We start from the raw sequence: 14,360 nt of genomic DNA, 5'->3' as shown, positions 1-14,360 counted from the left end.
CTTTACTGTCCGATTTTGATGACCAGTTTTCCGAAGTGTCCGGCACCTTGGAGAGCATTATAGGCGTCCTCGGCTTGGCTGAACGGATAGACCTTGTCGATCTGCGGCTTGACGCCGCTGCGAACAAGGGATGCAAGCGTAGAAACCGGGCCGACATAAATGCCCTGCAGGGTAATCCGCTTTTCCAGAATCGCGGCGGTTTCGATGGGGCCGTTAAACCCTGTCAGTACGCCCATAAGCGATATGCGTCCATCAAAGCGCGTCGCCTTGAGGGTCTTGTTCAGCGTGGCCGGCCCTGCCGGATCGACGGCCAGATCAACGCCCACATTATCGGTGAGCCGCAGCACTTCATTTTCCCAATCGGGATGTGTTTGATAGTTTATAAGGTGGTCAGCACCGAGCTTTTCAGCCCGCTCCAACTTTTCGTCGGAACTTGATGTAATGATGACGCGAGCGCCCGCCATTTTGGCAAGTTGCAAGGCGAAAATCGCCACACCTCCCGTGCCAAGGAGCAATACGGTCTCGCCGGGCTGGATTGGTCTTCTTTCAAAAAGCGCTGACCATGCCGTGACACCTGCACAGGGGAGCGTTGAGGCTTCTTCAAATGTCATCGTGTCCGGTATACGCACGACCCCGGTTGCCGGTACGACGATGCGTTCGCTTAACACACCATCGACCGTATTGCCGCCGAGGCTTGCAGCCTTTTTCGTCTCAGAAAATGGACCTTCCACCCATTCAGGCATGAAGCCGATGACCACACGATCCTCAATGGCGTAATCAGTTACGCCTTCTCCGACAGCCGATATGACGCCCGCTCCATCAGACAAGGGGATACTGTCTTTGGTGCGCTTTGCGACAATGAGATCGCGATAGTTCAGCGATGCAGCACGCAAATCGACTGTGATCTCTCCGCGACCCGGCTTGCGATCCTGCTTTTCAACCAGCTTCAGGCGTGGATTTTCGTTTCCGGTCAGAATGTAACTTTGCACGGCATTGTCTCCTTTAATGCCAGAACAAATAAGCCTATATTGACCTTTGAAAAAGTACGTACAAATTTGGCATGTAGTATCATGGATGATGGTATCAAGGCGCGCGGCAAGCGTCGCAGTGTCAGCAAAACAGGCTGTGCGGTGGAGGCAACGCTTTCGGTTATTGGCGGCGTGTGGAAGCCGGTTATCCTCTTCCATTTGCTGAAGGGAAAGCTGCGCTTCAATGCGCTATGCAGACTTGTTCCGGCGGCCACGCCACGGATGCTGACTTTGCAACTTCGGGAACTCGAAGCGGACGGCATCATCAGCCGCACTGTTTTTCCGGAAGTGCCACCAAAGGTGGAATATGAATTGACGGGCCTTGGCCACTCTCTGGCACCCATATTGATCAGTATGCGTGACTGGGGTGAGCGTATGCAGGGCGATCAAGCCCAGCCGGGAGCAAAGTGCTGAGTTGGTTACATCGGGGCGACTTCATCCTTGACGGGCGGGCACTTGCGCGTTTAAGCGGAAGGGCAGACGGAACCAACAGCGGAAGCCTCTGCCAATGAGCACTTTGCGCATTCTCCCCAGCGCCGATATCCCTGAACTGCCGAACCGCTACAACGGCAAGGTTCGCGAGAATTACGATCTGCCTGATGGCAGCCGCATCATCATCTCGACCGACCGTTTGAGCGCATTCGATGTTATCCTGACGTCGATCCCGTTCAAAGGTCAGGTTTTGACGCAGACAGCGTCTTATTGGTTCGAGGAAACGGCTGATATCTGCCCGAACCATGTTCTGGCCTATCCTGATCCGAATGTCGTCATCGGCACACGGTTGAATATTCTGCCGGTTGAAGTGGTTGTTCGTGGCTATCTGGCTGGAACGACGAGCACGTCGATCCTCACGAAATACCGCAAGGGCGAGCGTCAGATGTATGGCGTCACATTGCCGGATGGTTTGAGGGACAATGAGAAGCTGCCGCATCCGATCATCACGCCGACGAGCAAGGCTTTCGATGGCGGACATGATGAGCCGCTGTCCGGTGAGGAAATTCTTGAACAAGGACTGCTGACTAAAGAACAGTGGGAAACCGTGTCGGGTTATGCGCTGGCGCTTTTCGAGCGCGGACAGGAGCGTGCGGCTGAGCGCGGACTGATCCTTGTCGACACCAAATATGAGTTTGGAACAGACGCTGACGGTCGCATCATTCTTGCCGATGAAATCCATACACCGGATTCAAGCCGTTACTGGATTGCCGAGAGCTATGAAGCGAGCTTCACGGCGGGCAGCCGTCCGGCAAGCTTTGACAAGGATTTTGTGCGCGCCTGGGTCACGGAGCGTTGCGATCCTTACAAGGATCCGATCCCGGAAATTCCGTTTGATCTGATCGAACAGACTTCGAAGGTCTATATCCAGGCTTACGAACAGATCACCGGCAAGACTTTTGAGCCTGACCTGACCGGTGAGACGGTTCTGGATCGTGTTCGCGCCAATCTCGCGCCTTACTTCGTGAAGAAGGCTGGGGCTGTTAAGCCTAAAACGCGTACGCCGCGCAAAAAGGCAGAACCCAAGCCTGTGGCAGCAACGCCAGCCGCAAAGGTAACCAAGACGGCTACGGCTGTCGCCGCACCGGTAGCTGGCACGAGAAAGAGATATTCTCCGGCTGAACGTGCTTCCATTCTCGCTTCTGTTGCAAAGGCGTTGAAGAGCAGTGAGACCACGCTGAAAGCTGCATTGCAACAGACTGACATCAGCGAACAGACCTATTACAACTGGAAAAACGCTGCTGGAAAGACTGCGGCACCTGTGACTGCCAAGTCATCTGAGGGCGATGATCTGAAGGCGCTTGTGGCGCTGGAAGCCGAAAACCTCAAGCTGCGCAAGGAACTGGCTGCAAGACTTCGCGCTGAGAATGCCGAATTGCGCAAGCGTCTCGGCAAGGCATAAGTTTAAGCCTAACCTTGTATCACTGTCTCTCACAGTTAAACTGAGAAGTTACTCAAACAGGCGCTCTGAATTCAGGGCGCCTGTTTGGCTTTCAGATTGTGTTTGTTGTTTTGGATTGTGGCAGCCAGATCATTTGACCTGAAATATCCGGTCAAATGCACGCATGAAGTGGTCGTTCTCGTCAGGGCTGCCGATGCTGACGCGAATGAAGTTCGTATAACCTTGCTGTTTCCAAGGCTTGACGATAACGCCGTCTCGTAAGAGTTTTTCGGCAAAAGTGACAGAATCCGACGTCACGTCGATGAACAGAAAGTTGCCTTTCGACGGGGCGAACCGGACTTTCCGTGTCGTGAGAAACTCAGCCACCCGTTCCCGTTCACGCAATGCAAGCGTCACGCCTGTAGCGAGATGTTCGGTATCACGGCGAGCAATCAATCCCGTCGCCTGCGCAATCGCATTTGCATTGAAGGGCGTGCGTGCGCGGTCGAGATATCCGCGTAAGGCGCTGCTGCTTGTCAGACCAAAGCCAAGGCGCGCGCCTGCCAGCCCGTAAGCCTTGGAGAATGTCCGAAGCACCACCCAGTTGAGATCGGTATCGCGCAGCAGGTCGATGGCAGAGGGATAGTCATCGCCAGCGGCATATTCTGCATAGGCTTCATCCAGTACAAGCAAGGTGTCTGGCGAGACGGCTTTTATAACCCGTTGCAGCGCCTCTGGATCAAGCCAACTGCCTACCGGATTGAGCGGATTTGCGAACATGACAAGGCGCGGGCCGTTCGCGACAGCTGCCACCAATGCGTCGACATCCACCTCCAGTGATTGCTTGACTTCGACCCGTTCGACGGTTGCGCCCATCAAGGTTGAATAGTCTTCATGCAAAGGGAAGGAGGGATAAAGTGTCACGACGCGATCGTTGGCGCGAAGGACAGAGCGGCAAATCACCCCAATGAGATCTTCTGATCCATTGCCCAGAATGACCTGATCTTCAGGCCACTGAAATTCTCGTGCTATCTCCAGCGCCAGAGCACGACCGGAGGGATCTGGATAGAGCCGCAGCAGATCATGCACGGATGCAAAAAGCTCTTCGATTTTTGGGGATGGGCCTAAAGGGTTTTCGTTCGAACCGAGCTTTGCGATCTGAGCCGGGTGATATCGCCCTTCAACTTCTGCAATGGTCAGTCCCGCATTATAGGGGCTAAGCGCCCATATTTCTGGACGAATCAGACTGCCGAGCGATGCTTCATCTTTGGTCATTTGCGTTCTCCTCTGACGGCGCACTCTTGGATGTGGCGCGTCCTTCATAAAGAGAGTTCTAAGACTAAACTCCTATTTTGTATATATATGTATAGACAAGTTCCGAAAAAGATGGCTTTATGTCGGGGAGACCATAAAAAATTGCTAAACATTGCTCGCAGAATGATTAGAAGTTCTGGCGATGTTTTGTTCAGGCAAGGTCCATAGGGGAATATGATGCAGGTTTTATCGCTTTTCGACCTCAGCGGGCGTAAAGCGTTGGTCACCGGTGCAAGCCGGGGGCTGGGACAGGCTATTGCCGAAGCACTTGCATCGGCGGGAGCTGATGTTTCCATAACAGCGCGCAAGTCCGACGATCTGACCGAAACGGCTTCTCGTATCGCCGCTCTTGGACGCGCATGCGTGCCGCTCTCGCTTGATGTGCGCGATGTTAAATCCTGCGCTGATGTGACTGAGCAAGCTGCCGCAAAACTCGGCGGTCTGGATATTCTCGTCAACAATGCCGGTTATGAAGAAATACGGCCTTCGCTCGACGTGGACGAAGAGCTGTGGGATCGCATTGTCTCGACCAATCTGAAGGGCGCATTCTTTTGCGCTCAGGCCGCCGCGCGTCACATGACGGATGCCAAAAACGGCGGCGCAATCATCAATCTTTGTTCACTCACCTCCTATGTCGGCGTGCCGACGGCAGCGCCTTATGGCTCGTCGAAATCCGGCCTTATGGGCATGACGCATGCGCTCGCAACAGAATGGGCGCCGCACGGCATTCGGGTCAACGGTATCGCACCCGGCTATTTCCGCACGTCGATGACGGACGTCTTTTATGAGAATGACGAGTGGCAAAAATCCATGCTGGACAAGATTCCGCAAGGTCGGTTTGGCCGGATGGAAGATGTCGCCGGAGCAGTTGTATTTCTGGCGAGCAAAGCTTCGGCTTATGTGACGGGGCAGATTATTCCAATCGATGGCGGCTATCTGGCATCGATTTAAGTGTTTCGGAGCCTCGAGCACAATTTGAGATAATTCTATCTGGCGTTTTCGAACGCTTCTGAATGAAACGGGAAACATCGATGAAAACCACCGAAAACGGAACTGGCCCTACTACCAAGAATGGATCGGCTGCCGTCTCGGCAAAGAATGTCAGCATGATCTATAACGGCTTTCATGCCGTTCGGTCGGCTTCTTTTGACCTCGAACAGGGGCGTTTCCTGACTATTCTCGGGCCGTCCGGTTCGGGAAAAACGACTTTGCTGCGACTTATCGCAGGCTTCCAACGCCCGAGTGTCGGCGAGATCTTCATCAACGGTCAGGCTGTCAGCGCAGTCCCGTCGCACAAGCGTTCGATTGGCATGGTATTCCAGAAACTCGCCCTGTTTCCGCATATGACGGCGGCGGAGAATGTCGCCTTCCCACTCAAGATGCGCCGATTTGATGCCCGCACTATCCCTGAAAGGGTTGAGCGCTATCTCGATCTGGTTCGCCTTGGCGGATTGGGCAATAGGCGTGTTCATGAACTTTCCGGCGGTCAGCAGCAGCGTGTCGCGATTGCACGCGCCCTTGTATTTGAACCTGATCTTCTGCTGCTGGATGAACCGCTGGCCGCACTTGACCGCAAGCTTCGTGAAGAAATGCAGCTTGAATTTCGCCGCATCCAGCGCGAACTGGGCGTCACGACCATCAACGTCACGCACGATCAGCGTGAAGCACTGGTCGTGTCGGATGAGATCATCGTTATGGATGGCGGCGAAATACAACAGATGGCGAGGCCGTCGGAAACCTATCGTAACCCGTCCAATGCTTTTGTCGCAAACTTCATCGGCGTCACCAACTTCATCACCGGTAAAGCTGCCGCCGTGGACGGCAGCGTTGTGCAGGTCGATGCCGGGCCAAAGCTTGCTGGTGTGGCTGTCGATGGTCATAAGCCCGTTGCAGCAGGCGATACCGTTTCTTGTGCCATTCGCGCCGAACAGATCCGTATAGGTTCCAATGCCGAAAGCGGTGCAGGGCTTGATACGAAGCTTGAAGGTGTGGTGACCGATGCGATTTTCGAAGGCGAGCGCATTGTATACGAATTGCGCGTGCCGGCACTGGGCAACGCCTTGATGCGCGTGTTTGATCACGATCCGGTCGGACACAGCCAGTTTGAAGAGGGCGCGACTGTTCCCATTGGCTGGAATGCCCGCGATCTCATCGTTTTTGCAGCATGAACTGAACACCTGATTATAGACAAAACCCTAGAGGAGAGAACATAATGAGCGCTCTGAAGAAGCCCTTTTTGATACTCGACCGCCGTCGCTTCCTGCAAAGCGCGGGCGCTCTTGCTGCTGCTGCCGGAACGACTTCACTCGGCCTGTCCCATGCCTTCGCAGAAGAGCCTGCGAAGCCAAAGGAACTGATTGTTCGCGCTTGGGGTGGCAGCTGGGTCGACGCGCTGAAAGCGGGCGTTTCCGACCCCTTCACAGCAAAGACTGGCATTTCAATTCGCCACGATCTGACCGAGGATAACGAGATCCAGCCGAAGCTTTGGGCTGCGGTTGCGCAGAAGCGCGTTCCGCCGATCCACGTCAACTGGGATACGACGACCAATGCGACCAAGTCGGCATTGCGTGGTGTGACGGAAGATCTGGCCGATCTGCCGAACTTGAAGAACACTACCGATCTTGCCAAGCCGGTCGGCCTCGACGGCTATCCGATCGTCAATACCTATGGCTATGTCTATGTGCTGGCCTATCGCCCGGAAGCGTTCCCGGACGGCCCGCCTAAGTCGTGGCATGCCCTGCTTGATCCGAAGTTTAAGGGACGCATCGCGCTTTACAATGATGGCATCGGATTCCACTTCCCGGCGCAGGTTGCTGGCGGCGGCAAGCTCGAGGATATCCCGGCCAATATGCAGCCAGCCTGGGATTTCATCGCCAAGGTGAAGCAGCAGCAGCCGCTTCTCGGTGAAGATCCGGATTTCACCACGTGGTTCCAGAAGGGCGAAATCGATCTGGCCTGCACCATCTCCACCAATGCGCGCGAAGCGCAAAAGAACGGCGTCAAGATCGACTGGACCGTTCCGGAAGAAGGCGCAAAGTTCGACACGGATGGTCTTTGGGTTCCAAAGGGCCTGCCGGAAAACGAGCTTTACTGGGCCAAGGAATATGTCAACTTCGCCTTGACCAAGGATGCACAGCAGGTGTGGCTCGATGGTCTTGGTTTGCCCGGCGTAGTTCCGGGTCTGACGCCACCCGCCGATCTGGTGAACGACCCGGCTTATCCGACGACGGAAGAGGATTTCAAACATCTCATCCGCATCTCGGCCAAGGTACAGGTTGAGAACGAAAGCGAATGGTTCTCCAAGTTCAAGGCGATCATGCAGGGCTGATCCAGTTCTCCAAACAACAAGGGTCGCCCCAACAGGGCGATCCCGATGCCCGATATCTCACGGCAAATATTCAGGAATTGAAACATGCGAGCGGCACGCACTGCCTATCCCATGACATGGCGCATCATGGACGCGCTGGAAGCAATCGCAGCCTTTTTATGGCCCGCGCGGTTCAACCGTGCTGTTCCCTATCTGATGCTGCTTCCGGCAATTGTTCTGGTTGGCTTGTTGGTGCTGGGTCTGATTCAGATCGCAGATGCCAGCTTGCGCACGCTCGACACGTCGACATTCCTAATGTCGGACTATTATACGCTTGCAAACTACAAGCGGGCCCTGACGGAATCCCTTTTTGCGACAGTCGCCTGGCGCAGTCTTCTGGGATCGCTCGTCGTGACCTTTTTCACACTCGTTCTGGCATTTCCTTACGCTTATCTGATGGTGAGAACGCCTTCGGCGGCGCTACGTAAATTTCTGCTGATCGCGCTTTTCCTGCCGTTTTTCATCGGGCAGGTGGTGCGCGCTTATGGATGGCTCATCATTCTGGGTAATCAGGGCATGGTGAACGAGGCGCTCGGTCTCGTCGGCATCGCACCCTTGCGTCTGCTTTATAACTACCCCGCGGTTCTGTTCGGCCTTGTGCAATATATGCTGCCATTTGCAGTTCTGATGCTGGCCCCGGCACTGACGGCCATACCAGAAGAAATGGAAGCGGCGGCAAGTTCGCTCGGTGCGAACTGGTTGCGTACATTTGCGCATGTTGTGCTACCCATGGCACGCCCCGGCCTGATTGGCGCGGGGCTGGTGGTTATGACGCTTTCGCTCACCGACTTTGCCATTCCGGCAATTCTTGGCGGCGGCTCTCAGGACTTTATCGCTAACGCGATCTATGACCAGTTCTTCCGCACGTCAGATCAGGGACTGGGGGCGACTTTGGCGCTGCTTTTGGTCGGTGTCGGCTCCATCCTTGTCGGGATCGTCTTCACCCTGTTCGGGGCGGGAACGCTCGCCATGGGAAGGGCGCGCAAATGACCGCTCCATTGTCCAAGTCTGTCGTTATCTGGACCTTTGTGATTGCCGTGCTGATACTGCTTTCGGCACCGACCATTGTGGTTCTCGGCGCTTCGTTTACCTCGGGCAATATGATCACCTTTCCGCCGGAAGGGTTTTCACTGAAGTGGTATCAAAAGATCGTCGGTACCAGTGATCTGTGGGACGCATTCCTGCGTTCGCTCTACGTCTCCTTCATCTGCACCATCGCGGCCATTCCGATCGGGACGCTCGCCGGTATTGCTCTGGCCAAATATGCGGTTCGTTTTGAAAAGACGATCCAGATCTATCTGCTGCTGCCCTTTACGATCCCGCTGATCGGCTCGGGTATCGGCTTGATGCTGATCTTCGGGCATGCGGGTATTCTCGGTCAGCTCTGGCCGGTGGGGATTGCAGCCTGCGTCATCAATCTCCCGTTCATGATCTGGGCGGTGACGGCAAGTGCTGCCAATCTCGATGCCGATCTTGAACTGGCCGCCGCCAATTGCGGGGCAGGGCCTATATCGACATTCTTCTTTGTCACACTGCCCGTGGTGGTGCCGGGTGTGATCAGCGGTTCATTGCTGATGTTCATTCTGGCACTCAACGAATTTCTGGTGAGCCTGCTTCTGGTTGATGCCCGGATCGTCACCTTGCCGGTGCAGATTTACAATTCGATCCGGTCGATCATCACCCCCGATCTTGCAGCGATTTCCGTCGTTTTCATCGCATGTGCTGCACTCGCCATTTTCCTGCTCGACCGGCTGGTCGGGCTCGACATCTTCCTGAAATCGAAATGATCAGCTGCGTCCCATTGCAGCAAGCAAGGAGCCGACTATGTCCGATGTTACCTTTCACGAACTGGCAAAGCTCGACGATGCCGGACGCGCGGAGCTTCTGAAGCGTTCGGAAACCGATCTTTCCGGCTTTGTCGAGAAAGTGAAGCCGATCATCGAAGCGGTGCGCACGGAAGGCGACGCCGCACTGGTGCGGTTTGCGCGCGATCTGGACAAGGCTGAAGTTGATCCGGCGAATATCAAGGCAACCGAGGCGGAGTTTGACGCGGCGTTCGACAAGGTTGAAAAAGACGTCATCGAAGCCATTCAGTTTGGCATCGACAATATCCGTCACTTTCACGAAGAGCAGAAGCCGGAAGCGATGTGGCTGAAGGAAATGCGCCCCGGCGCCTTTGCGGGTGACCGCTTTACGCCAATCCGCTCTGTTGCGCTTTATATTCCGCGCGGCAAGGGCGCATTTCCGTCTGTCACCATGATGACAGCCGTTCCCGCTGTCGTTGCCGGTGTGCCGGAACTGGCCATTGTGACTCCACCGACACCAGATGGCTCGGTTGATGCCGCCACGCTTGTTGCGGCACGTCTTGCCGGTGTGGAAACGGTCTACAAAGTCGGCGGCGCGCAGGCCGTTGCGGCGGTTGCTTACGGTACAGAGACCGTGAAGCCTGCACTCAAGATCGTTGGCCCGGGCAGCCCGTGGGTTGTCGCTGCAAAGCGCCTTCTTGGCGGCGTCATCGATCCGGGATTGCCTGCAGGTCCTTCCGAAGCGGTGATTTTTGCCGATGATACGGTCAAGGGCGGTCTTGCCGCGCTTGACCTTTTGATCGAAGCCGAACACGGCCCGGATTCATCTGCATGGCTTGTTACGCATAGCCGTCGTGTGGTTGAGGAAGCACTCGCCGCTCTGCCCGATCATTGGGCACGCATGACGGAACAGCGCGTCGGCTTCTCCAAGACTGTGCTGACCGGTAAATATGGCGGTATCGTTCTGACGTCGTCAATCGAGGAAAGCTATCGCTTCATCAACGAATATGCGCCGGAACATCTGGAGCTTCTTTCGACCGATCCGTTTGCGCATCTTGGCCACATTACCGAGGCCGCTGAAATTCTCATGGGGCCGCATACGCCGGTCGTCATTGGCAATTTTGGCCTTGGCCCGAATGCCGTACTGCCGACCAGCCGCTGGGCTCGGACCTATGGCCCGCTTTCGGTGACCGATTTCGTGAAGCGCTCTTCTATCGGCTATGTGACGGCTTCCGCCTATCCGGAATTCGCCAAGCATGCCCGCACGCTTGCCCGTTATGAGGGCTTTTCTTCTCATGAGAATGCCGTTTCGGAAATCCGTAAAGACTATCTCTGAACAAGGTGGGTTCCATGAAAGCGGTTCGGCTTTATGCGGCCAAGGATTTGCGAGTCGAGAGTATCGACCCGCCAGCAGCACTTGAGCTGGGCTGGGTCCGGCTGAAAGTGTCAGCGGCTGGAATTTGCGGTTCCGACCTGCACAATTTCGCTACCGGACAGTGGATCAGCCGCTCGCCATCGGTCGCGGGACATGAATTTGCTGGTGTCGTGACCGAGATTGGTGCCGGTGTCAGCGGGTTCAAGCCGGGCGATACGGTGATTGCCGATTCCAGATACTGGTGCGGCGAGTGCGCGGCTTGCAAGAGCGGTCGGCACAATGTCTGTTCCATCCTTGGATTTATCGGCGAGGTCTGCGATGGCGGCTTTGCCGAGGAGACTGTGCTGCCTGCCCGGTTGCTTGTCCCTTATGCTGCAAACATCAACCCTGTTGTTGCCGCGATGGGCGAGCCGCTTTCGGTTGCGTTGCACGCCATTCGCAAGCAGCGCGTGCCGTCAGGCGAGGCAGTTCTGGTTGTCGGTTGCGGACCGATTGGTGGGCTTGTTGCTTTATTATTATCGAGGTTGCACGATGGGCAAGTGCTGGTCTGCGACCGTAATGAACAGCGGGCAGAACTGGTTGCAAGGGTGACTGGTGCCACCAGTGTCCAACTCAACAAAACTGCGCTGGAGGCGGTCCTTTCGGGAAAGACTTTGCGTTATGCAATCGATGCGACGGGCAATATCGCCGTTTTGAACGCGATAATCGATGTTCTGTCCGGTGGTGGTTCTCTGGCGCTCGTCGGGATTTCACATGGCAAGATTGAGCTTGATCCGAATGTTCTGGTCGAGCGTGAAATCAGTCTGATCGGCTGCCACGCCTATCAGGATGAGCTTGCGGAAGTCGCAGCCTTGCTTCCAGAATTGGAAGCGTCCTTAGTCGAACTGATTGATCGCGAGATCTCGCTTGATGACGTACCGGAGGCTTACGACCGGTTGATTGCGGGGCGGGCCGAGGGGCTGAAAACGATCATACGGATAGGAGCGTAGTTTATCATGGGCTCTGCCGGCAAGTCGGATACTGATCACGCTTCAGCGATGGAGCTGCCTGAAACAGCGGGGCCGCTTTACGAAAAGGTCAAAGCCCAGGTTCTGGAAAACATCAGGTCTGGTCGCTGGCCAGGCAATTTTCGCCTGCCTTCAGAACATGAGCTTGTCGACGCTTTAGGGATCTCCCGCATGACGGTCAATCGCGCGCTGCGCGAACTCACCGATCAAGGCATATTGAAGCGCATTCAAGGTGTTGGGACGTTTGTGTCGCCACCAAAGCCCGAAACGACATTGATCGAAGTGGTGAATATTGCCAATGAGATCGTCGCGCGCGGTGGTACGCATCGCGCTCAGGTGGTGGCGCTCGATGTTGTGCAGCCGGACGCAGCACTGTTGAACGCTTTTGAACTGCAAAGCCCAATACCTGTCGCGCATTCAATCATCGTGCATTTCGAAAACGATGTGCCTGTGCAGTTGGAGGAACGTTTCGTCAATACGCAACTGGTGCAGGACTATGAATTGCAGGATTTCCGCATCATGACGACCTATGATTATTTGCAAAAGAGCACACCGATGACGGAAGTCGAACAGGTGATCTCAGCGGTTACTGCAGATGCAAAGATTGCCGCTTTGTTGCAAATCGAGGTCAATGCAGCGTGTCTTCATCTCGACCGCCGCACATGGACCAGAGATACAGTCGCGACCGTCAACAAGCTGATCTATGCTGGTGATCGCTATCGTTTGGGCAGTCGCTATAAGCCTGAAATTTACAGGTAACGGTTGCCTGTTTCCCGTCCTCAGCGTTTCCGAACCATCTCGACATTGCTGTGCTGAATGCGCGCTTTAAGCAGGTCCTGACGCGAGACCAGACCAACGACCTTGTGTGATTGCGGGTCGAGTATAGGAATACGTGGAATACCGCTCATAACCATGAGATCGGCGACTTCACCAAGTGGCGTTGATGTAAAGGCCGTGGGCTGTGAAGCGTCGGAGAGCGTTTCGGCAAGGGATGCGGCCACAGGAGCGCCGGACACCTGCCATTGCAGAACTTCCGATCTGGAAACAAGACCGAGCAAGCGCCCGTCATCGTCCAGAACGGGATAGGCTCTGTGGCGTGCGTCTTTGGTGAAGAATGCAATTGTGTCGTCAATCGACTGCTTGCCCGACAGGCATTCCGGGCTGGGCGTCATCACGTGAGAGGCTTGCAGGAACGCAAACGGGTCCACCGAATATTCCTGCAATATATGCCGTCCCCGACGTGCAATTTTCTCCGTCAGAATTGAACGATTGAGAATGAGCACGCTGACCGCATAGGCCGAGGCCGAAGCGGCAATTGTCTCGGGCAGCGCGGCAAAATGGCCAGTGAGCTCCACTGCAAAGATCGCACTTGTCAGTGGCGCCCTCATCGCGCCGCTCAATATACCGGCCATGCCGATCATCGCCCAGAAACCTGCGCCGCCGGGCAGGAACTGACCAATCAAAGCGCCCAGAGCGCCACCAAGCAGAAGAAGCGGAGCAAGGACGCCGCCGGAAGTGCCAGACCCAAGCGCGATCAGCCAGACCGCGGCCTTGACCACCAGCAGCAATGCGATTGCCTTCAGGGTCATTGAACCATCCAGCAATTGCTGAATGCTGGCATAACCCGCACCAAGGACATGCGGATCAATGAGTCCACCTATACCGACCGCAATGGCGCCAAGAGCTGGCCACCACATCCAGTGAACCGGCAGCCGGTGAAACATGTCTTCAATGCGATAAAGGCCGGTGGAGAGCAACACGCTTTGGATGCCGACAATAGCACCGAGGATCAGCGCAAACAAAAGAGGCATTCCGCCGCTGGCGTCGAGGCTCATAAAGGGGAAGAGCGGGCCTGAACTGATGAGAAAAGGCCGCCAGGCAGTTGAGACCAGAACGGCGACGACAACAGGTATGAAACTGCGCGGCTTCCATTCGAAGAGCAATACCTCCAATGCAAGCAGGATGGCCGCCATAGGCGTGCCGAATATCGCAGTCATGCCCGCAGTGGCGCCAGAGACAAGCAGGGTTTTCCGCTCCGCTGCACTCAGTTCAAAAAGCTGGGCGAACAAGGAGCCAATGGCGCCACCTGTCATGATGATCGGTCCCTCGGCACCGAAAGGGCCGCCGCTGCCAATGGAGATCGCAGAAGACAGCGGTTTCAGCACCGCAACCTTGAGCGACAGACGGCTTTCACCAAACAGGATTGCTTCGATGGCTTCCGGGATACCGTGCCCACGGATTTTTTCCGACCCATATCGCGCCATCAATCCAATAATGAGGCTGCCGACAACGGGTATGAGAAGCGCCAGCCATCCCAGTTGATTGTCGATGATTTCAGAATTCGCGAATGAAAATCGTCCGAACCAGAAAAGATTGGTCGAAAGGGCGATGAGCTTTAGCAGCAGCCACGCCCCGAACGCGCCACCTGTGCCAACCACAACAGCCGCGAGCGCGAGCATCAACATACGGCGGTCGGTCGTATGGTCGCGCAACCTTGGAAGATTTGGTATGGCTGAAGGCGTGGACATAATCGCTCCGGGCTTGATGAGATCGGAAGCGAGATATATCGTATTACGATATAATTCAAGAAG

At 55.5% G+C, this 14,360-nt stretch carries 13 protein-coding genes and 1 pseudogene; 11 read left to right on the top strand and 3 right to left on the bottom strand.

Annotated elements, in window-relative coordinates; translation table 11 throughout:
* Positions 1-2: 2 nt before the first annotated feature.
* Complete coding sequence (locus tag FHW03_RS16005) at positions 3-989, bottom strand: NAD(P)-dependent alcohol dehydrogenase (protein ID WP_210277296.1); 987 nt, start codon at positions 987-989, stop codon at positions 3-5.
* An 81-nt stretch (positions 990-1,070) separates the two neighbouring features.
* On the opposite strand from FHW03_RS16005, the gene FHW03_RS16000 reads away from it, so the two are divergent.
* The 3 genes and pseudogenes from FHW03_RS16000 (at position 1,071) to FHW03_RS26075 (ending at position 2,922) form a co-directional block, all read left to right on the top strand.
* Positions 1,071-1,442 (top strand): helix-turn-helix domain-containing protein, encoded by a 372-nt coding sequence (locus tag FHW03_RS16000; RefSeq protein ID WP_182521533.1) that lies wholly within the window; start codon positions 1,071-1,073, stop codon positions 1,440-1,442.
* 103 nt (positions 1,443-1,545) lie between these two features.
* Positions 1,546-2,484 (top strand): annotated as a pseudogene (locus tag FHW03_RS15995) (phosphoribosylaminoimidazolesuccinocarboxamide synthase); the annotation flags it as partial.
* On the top strand, positions 2,485-2,922 hold the full coding sequence (locus tag FHW03_RS26075; protein WP_377515021.1) for a transposase: 438 nt from the start codon (positions 2,485-2,487) through the stop codon (positions 2,920-2,922).
* A gap of 129 nt (positions 2,923-3,051) precedes the next feature.
* On the opposite strand, the gene FHW03_RS15990 is transcribed toward FHW03_RS26075, so the two are convergent.
* Positions 3,052-4,176 carry a histidinol-phosphate transaminase gene (locus tag FHW03_RS15990; protein ID WP_182521531.1) on the bottom strand — a complete coding sequence of 375 codons (1,125 nt, stop codon included), beginning with the start codon at positions 4,174-4,176 and terminating at the stop codon, positions 3,052-3,054.
* Positions 4,177-4,392: 216 nt separating this feature from the next.
* Here FHW03_RS15990 and FHW03_RS15985 point away from each other — a divergent pair, with 216 nt between their 5' ends.
* The 8 genes from FHW03_RS15985 to hutC all read left to right on the top strand — a co-directional run bounded on the left by FHW03_RS15985 (position 4,393) and on the right by hutC (position 12,528).
* Entirely contained in the window at positions 4,393-5,166 is a 774-nt protein-coding gene (locus tag FHW03_RS15985; RefSeq protein ID WP_182521612.1) for a glucose 1-dehydrogenase, read from the top strand.
* An 80-nt stretch (positions 5,167-5,246) separates the two neighbouring features.
* Positions 5,247-6,383, top strand: a complete 1,137-nt coding sequence (locus FHW03_RS15980; RefSeq protein ID WP_182521530.1) for an ABC transporter ATP-binding protein — start codon at positions 5,247-5,249, stop codon at positions 6,381-6,383.
* Positions 6,384-6,427: 44 nt separating this feature from the next.
* Entirely contained in the window at positions 6,428-7,543 is a 1,116-nt protein-coding gene (locus tag FHW03_RS15975) for a PotD/PotF family extracellular solute-binding protein (protein WP_182521529.1), read from the top strand.
* Positions 7,544-7,627: 84 nt separating this feature from the next.
* The gene (locus FHW03_RS15970) at positions 7,628-8,572 is read left to right on the top strand and encodes an ABC transporter permease (RefSeq protein ID WP_182521528.1); all 945 of its coding nucleotides are present in this window, start codon (positions 7,628-7,630) and stop codon (positions 8,570-8,572) included.
* Complete coding sequence (locus tag FHW03_RS15965) at positions 8,569-9,369, top strand: ABC transporter permease (RefSeq protein ID WP_182521527.1); 801 nt, start codon at positions 8,569-8,571, stop codon at positions 9,367-9,369. The genes FHW03_RS15970 and FHW03_RS15965 overlap by 4 nt, the downstream gene beginning before the upstream one ends.
* Before the next feature lie 37 nt (positions 9,370-9,406).
* Positions 9,407-10,723: a histidinol dehydrogenase gene (gene hisD / locus FHW03_RS15960; protein WP_182521526.1), complete on the top strand. Its 1,317-nt coding sequence runs from the start codon at positions 9,407-9,409 to the stop codon at positions 10,721-10,723.
* Positions 10,724-10,737: 14 nt separating this feature from the next.
* Positions 10,738-11,751: an alcohol dehydrogenase catalytic domain-containing protein gene (locus FHW03_RS15955; protein WP_182521525.1), complete on the top strand. Its 1,014-nt coding sequence runs from the start codon at positions 10,738-10,740 to the stop codon at positions 11,749-11,751.
* Positions 11,752-11,757: 6 nt separating this feature from the next.
* Positions 11,758-12,528, top strand: a complete 771-nt coding sequence (gene hutC, locus FHW03_RS15950; protein ID WP_182521524.1) for a histidine utilization repressor — start codon at positions 11,758-11,760, stop codon at positions 12,526-12,528.
* Positions 12,529-12,548: 20 nt separating this feature from the next.
* On the opposite strand, the gene FHW03_RS15945 is transcribed toward hutC, so the two are convergent.
* The gene (locus FHW03_RS15945; RefSeq protein ID WP_210277295.1) at positions 12,549-14,297 is read right to left on the bottom strand and encodes a chloride channel protein; all 1,749 of its coding nucleotides are present in this window, start codon (positions 14,295-14,297) and stop codon (positions 12,549-12,551) included.
* Between the last annotated feature and the right edge of the window lie 63 nt (positions 14,298-14,360).

The sequence above is a fragment of the Ochrobactrum sp. RH2CCR150 genome (assembly GCA_014138095.1).
GTDB lineage: Bacteria > Pseudomonadota > Alphaproteobacteria > Rhizobiales > Rhizobiaceae > Brucella > Brucella gambitense.
This window is presented reverse-complemented; position numbering and strand designations above follow the sequence as displayed.

What these genes read in the sequence shown, in the direction of transcription:
- FHW03_RS15975 (WP_182521529.1), top strand. Translation starts at nt 6,428, where the DNA reads ATGAGCGCTCTGAAGAAGCCCTTTTTGATACTCGACCGCCGTCGCTTC.
- FHW03_RS15990 (WP_182521531.1), bottom strand. Translation starts at nt 4,176, where the DNA reads ATGACCAAAGATGAAGCATCGCTCGGCAGTCTGATTCGTCCAGAAATA.
- hutC (WP_182521524.1), top strand. Translation starts at nt 11,758, where the DNA reads ATGGGCTCTGCCGGCAAGTCGGATACTGATCACGCTTCAGCGATGGAG.
- FHW03_RS15955 (WP_182521525.1), top strand. Translation starts at nt 10,738, where the DNA reads ATGAAAGCGGTTCGGCTTTATGCGGCCAAGGATTTGCGAGTCGAGAGT.
- FHW03_RS15945 (WP_210277295.1), bottom strand. Translation starts at nt 14,297, where the DNA reads ATGTCCACGCCTTCAGCCATACCAAATCTTCCAAGGTTGCGCGACCAT.
- FHW03_RS15980 (WP_182521530.1), top strand. Translation starts at nt 5,247, where the DNA reads ATGAAAACCACCGAAAACGGAACTGGCCCTACTACCAAGAATGGATCG.
- FHW03_RS15965 (WP_182521527.1), top strand. Translation starts at nt 8,569, where the DNA reads ATGACCGCTCCATTGTCCAAGTCTGTCGTTATCTGGACCTTTGTGATT.
- hisD (WP_182521526.1), top strand. Translation starts at nt 9,407, where the DNA reads ATGTCCGATGTTACCTTTCACGAACTGGCAAAGCTCGACGATGCCGGA.
- FHW03_RS16000 (WP_182521533.1), top strand. Translation starts at nt 1,071, where the DNA reads ATGGATGATGGTATCAAGGCGCGCGGCAAGCGTCGCAGTGTCAGCAAA.
- FHW03_RS15985 (WP_182521612.1), top strand. Translation starts at nt 4,393, where the DNA reads ATGCAGGTTTTATCGCTTTTCGACCTCAGCGGGCGTAAAGCGTTGGTC.
- FHW03_RS15970 (WP_182521528.1), top strand. Translation starts at nt 7,628, where the DNA reads ATGCGAGCGGCACGCACTGCCTATCCCATGACATGGCGCATCATGGAC.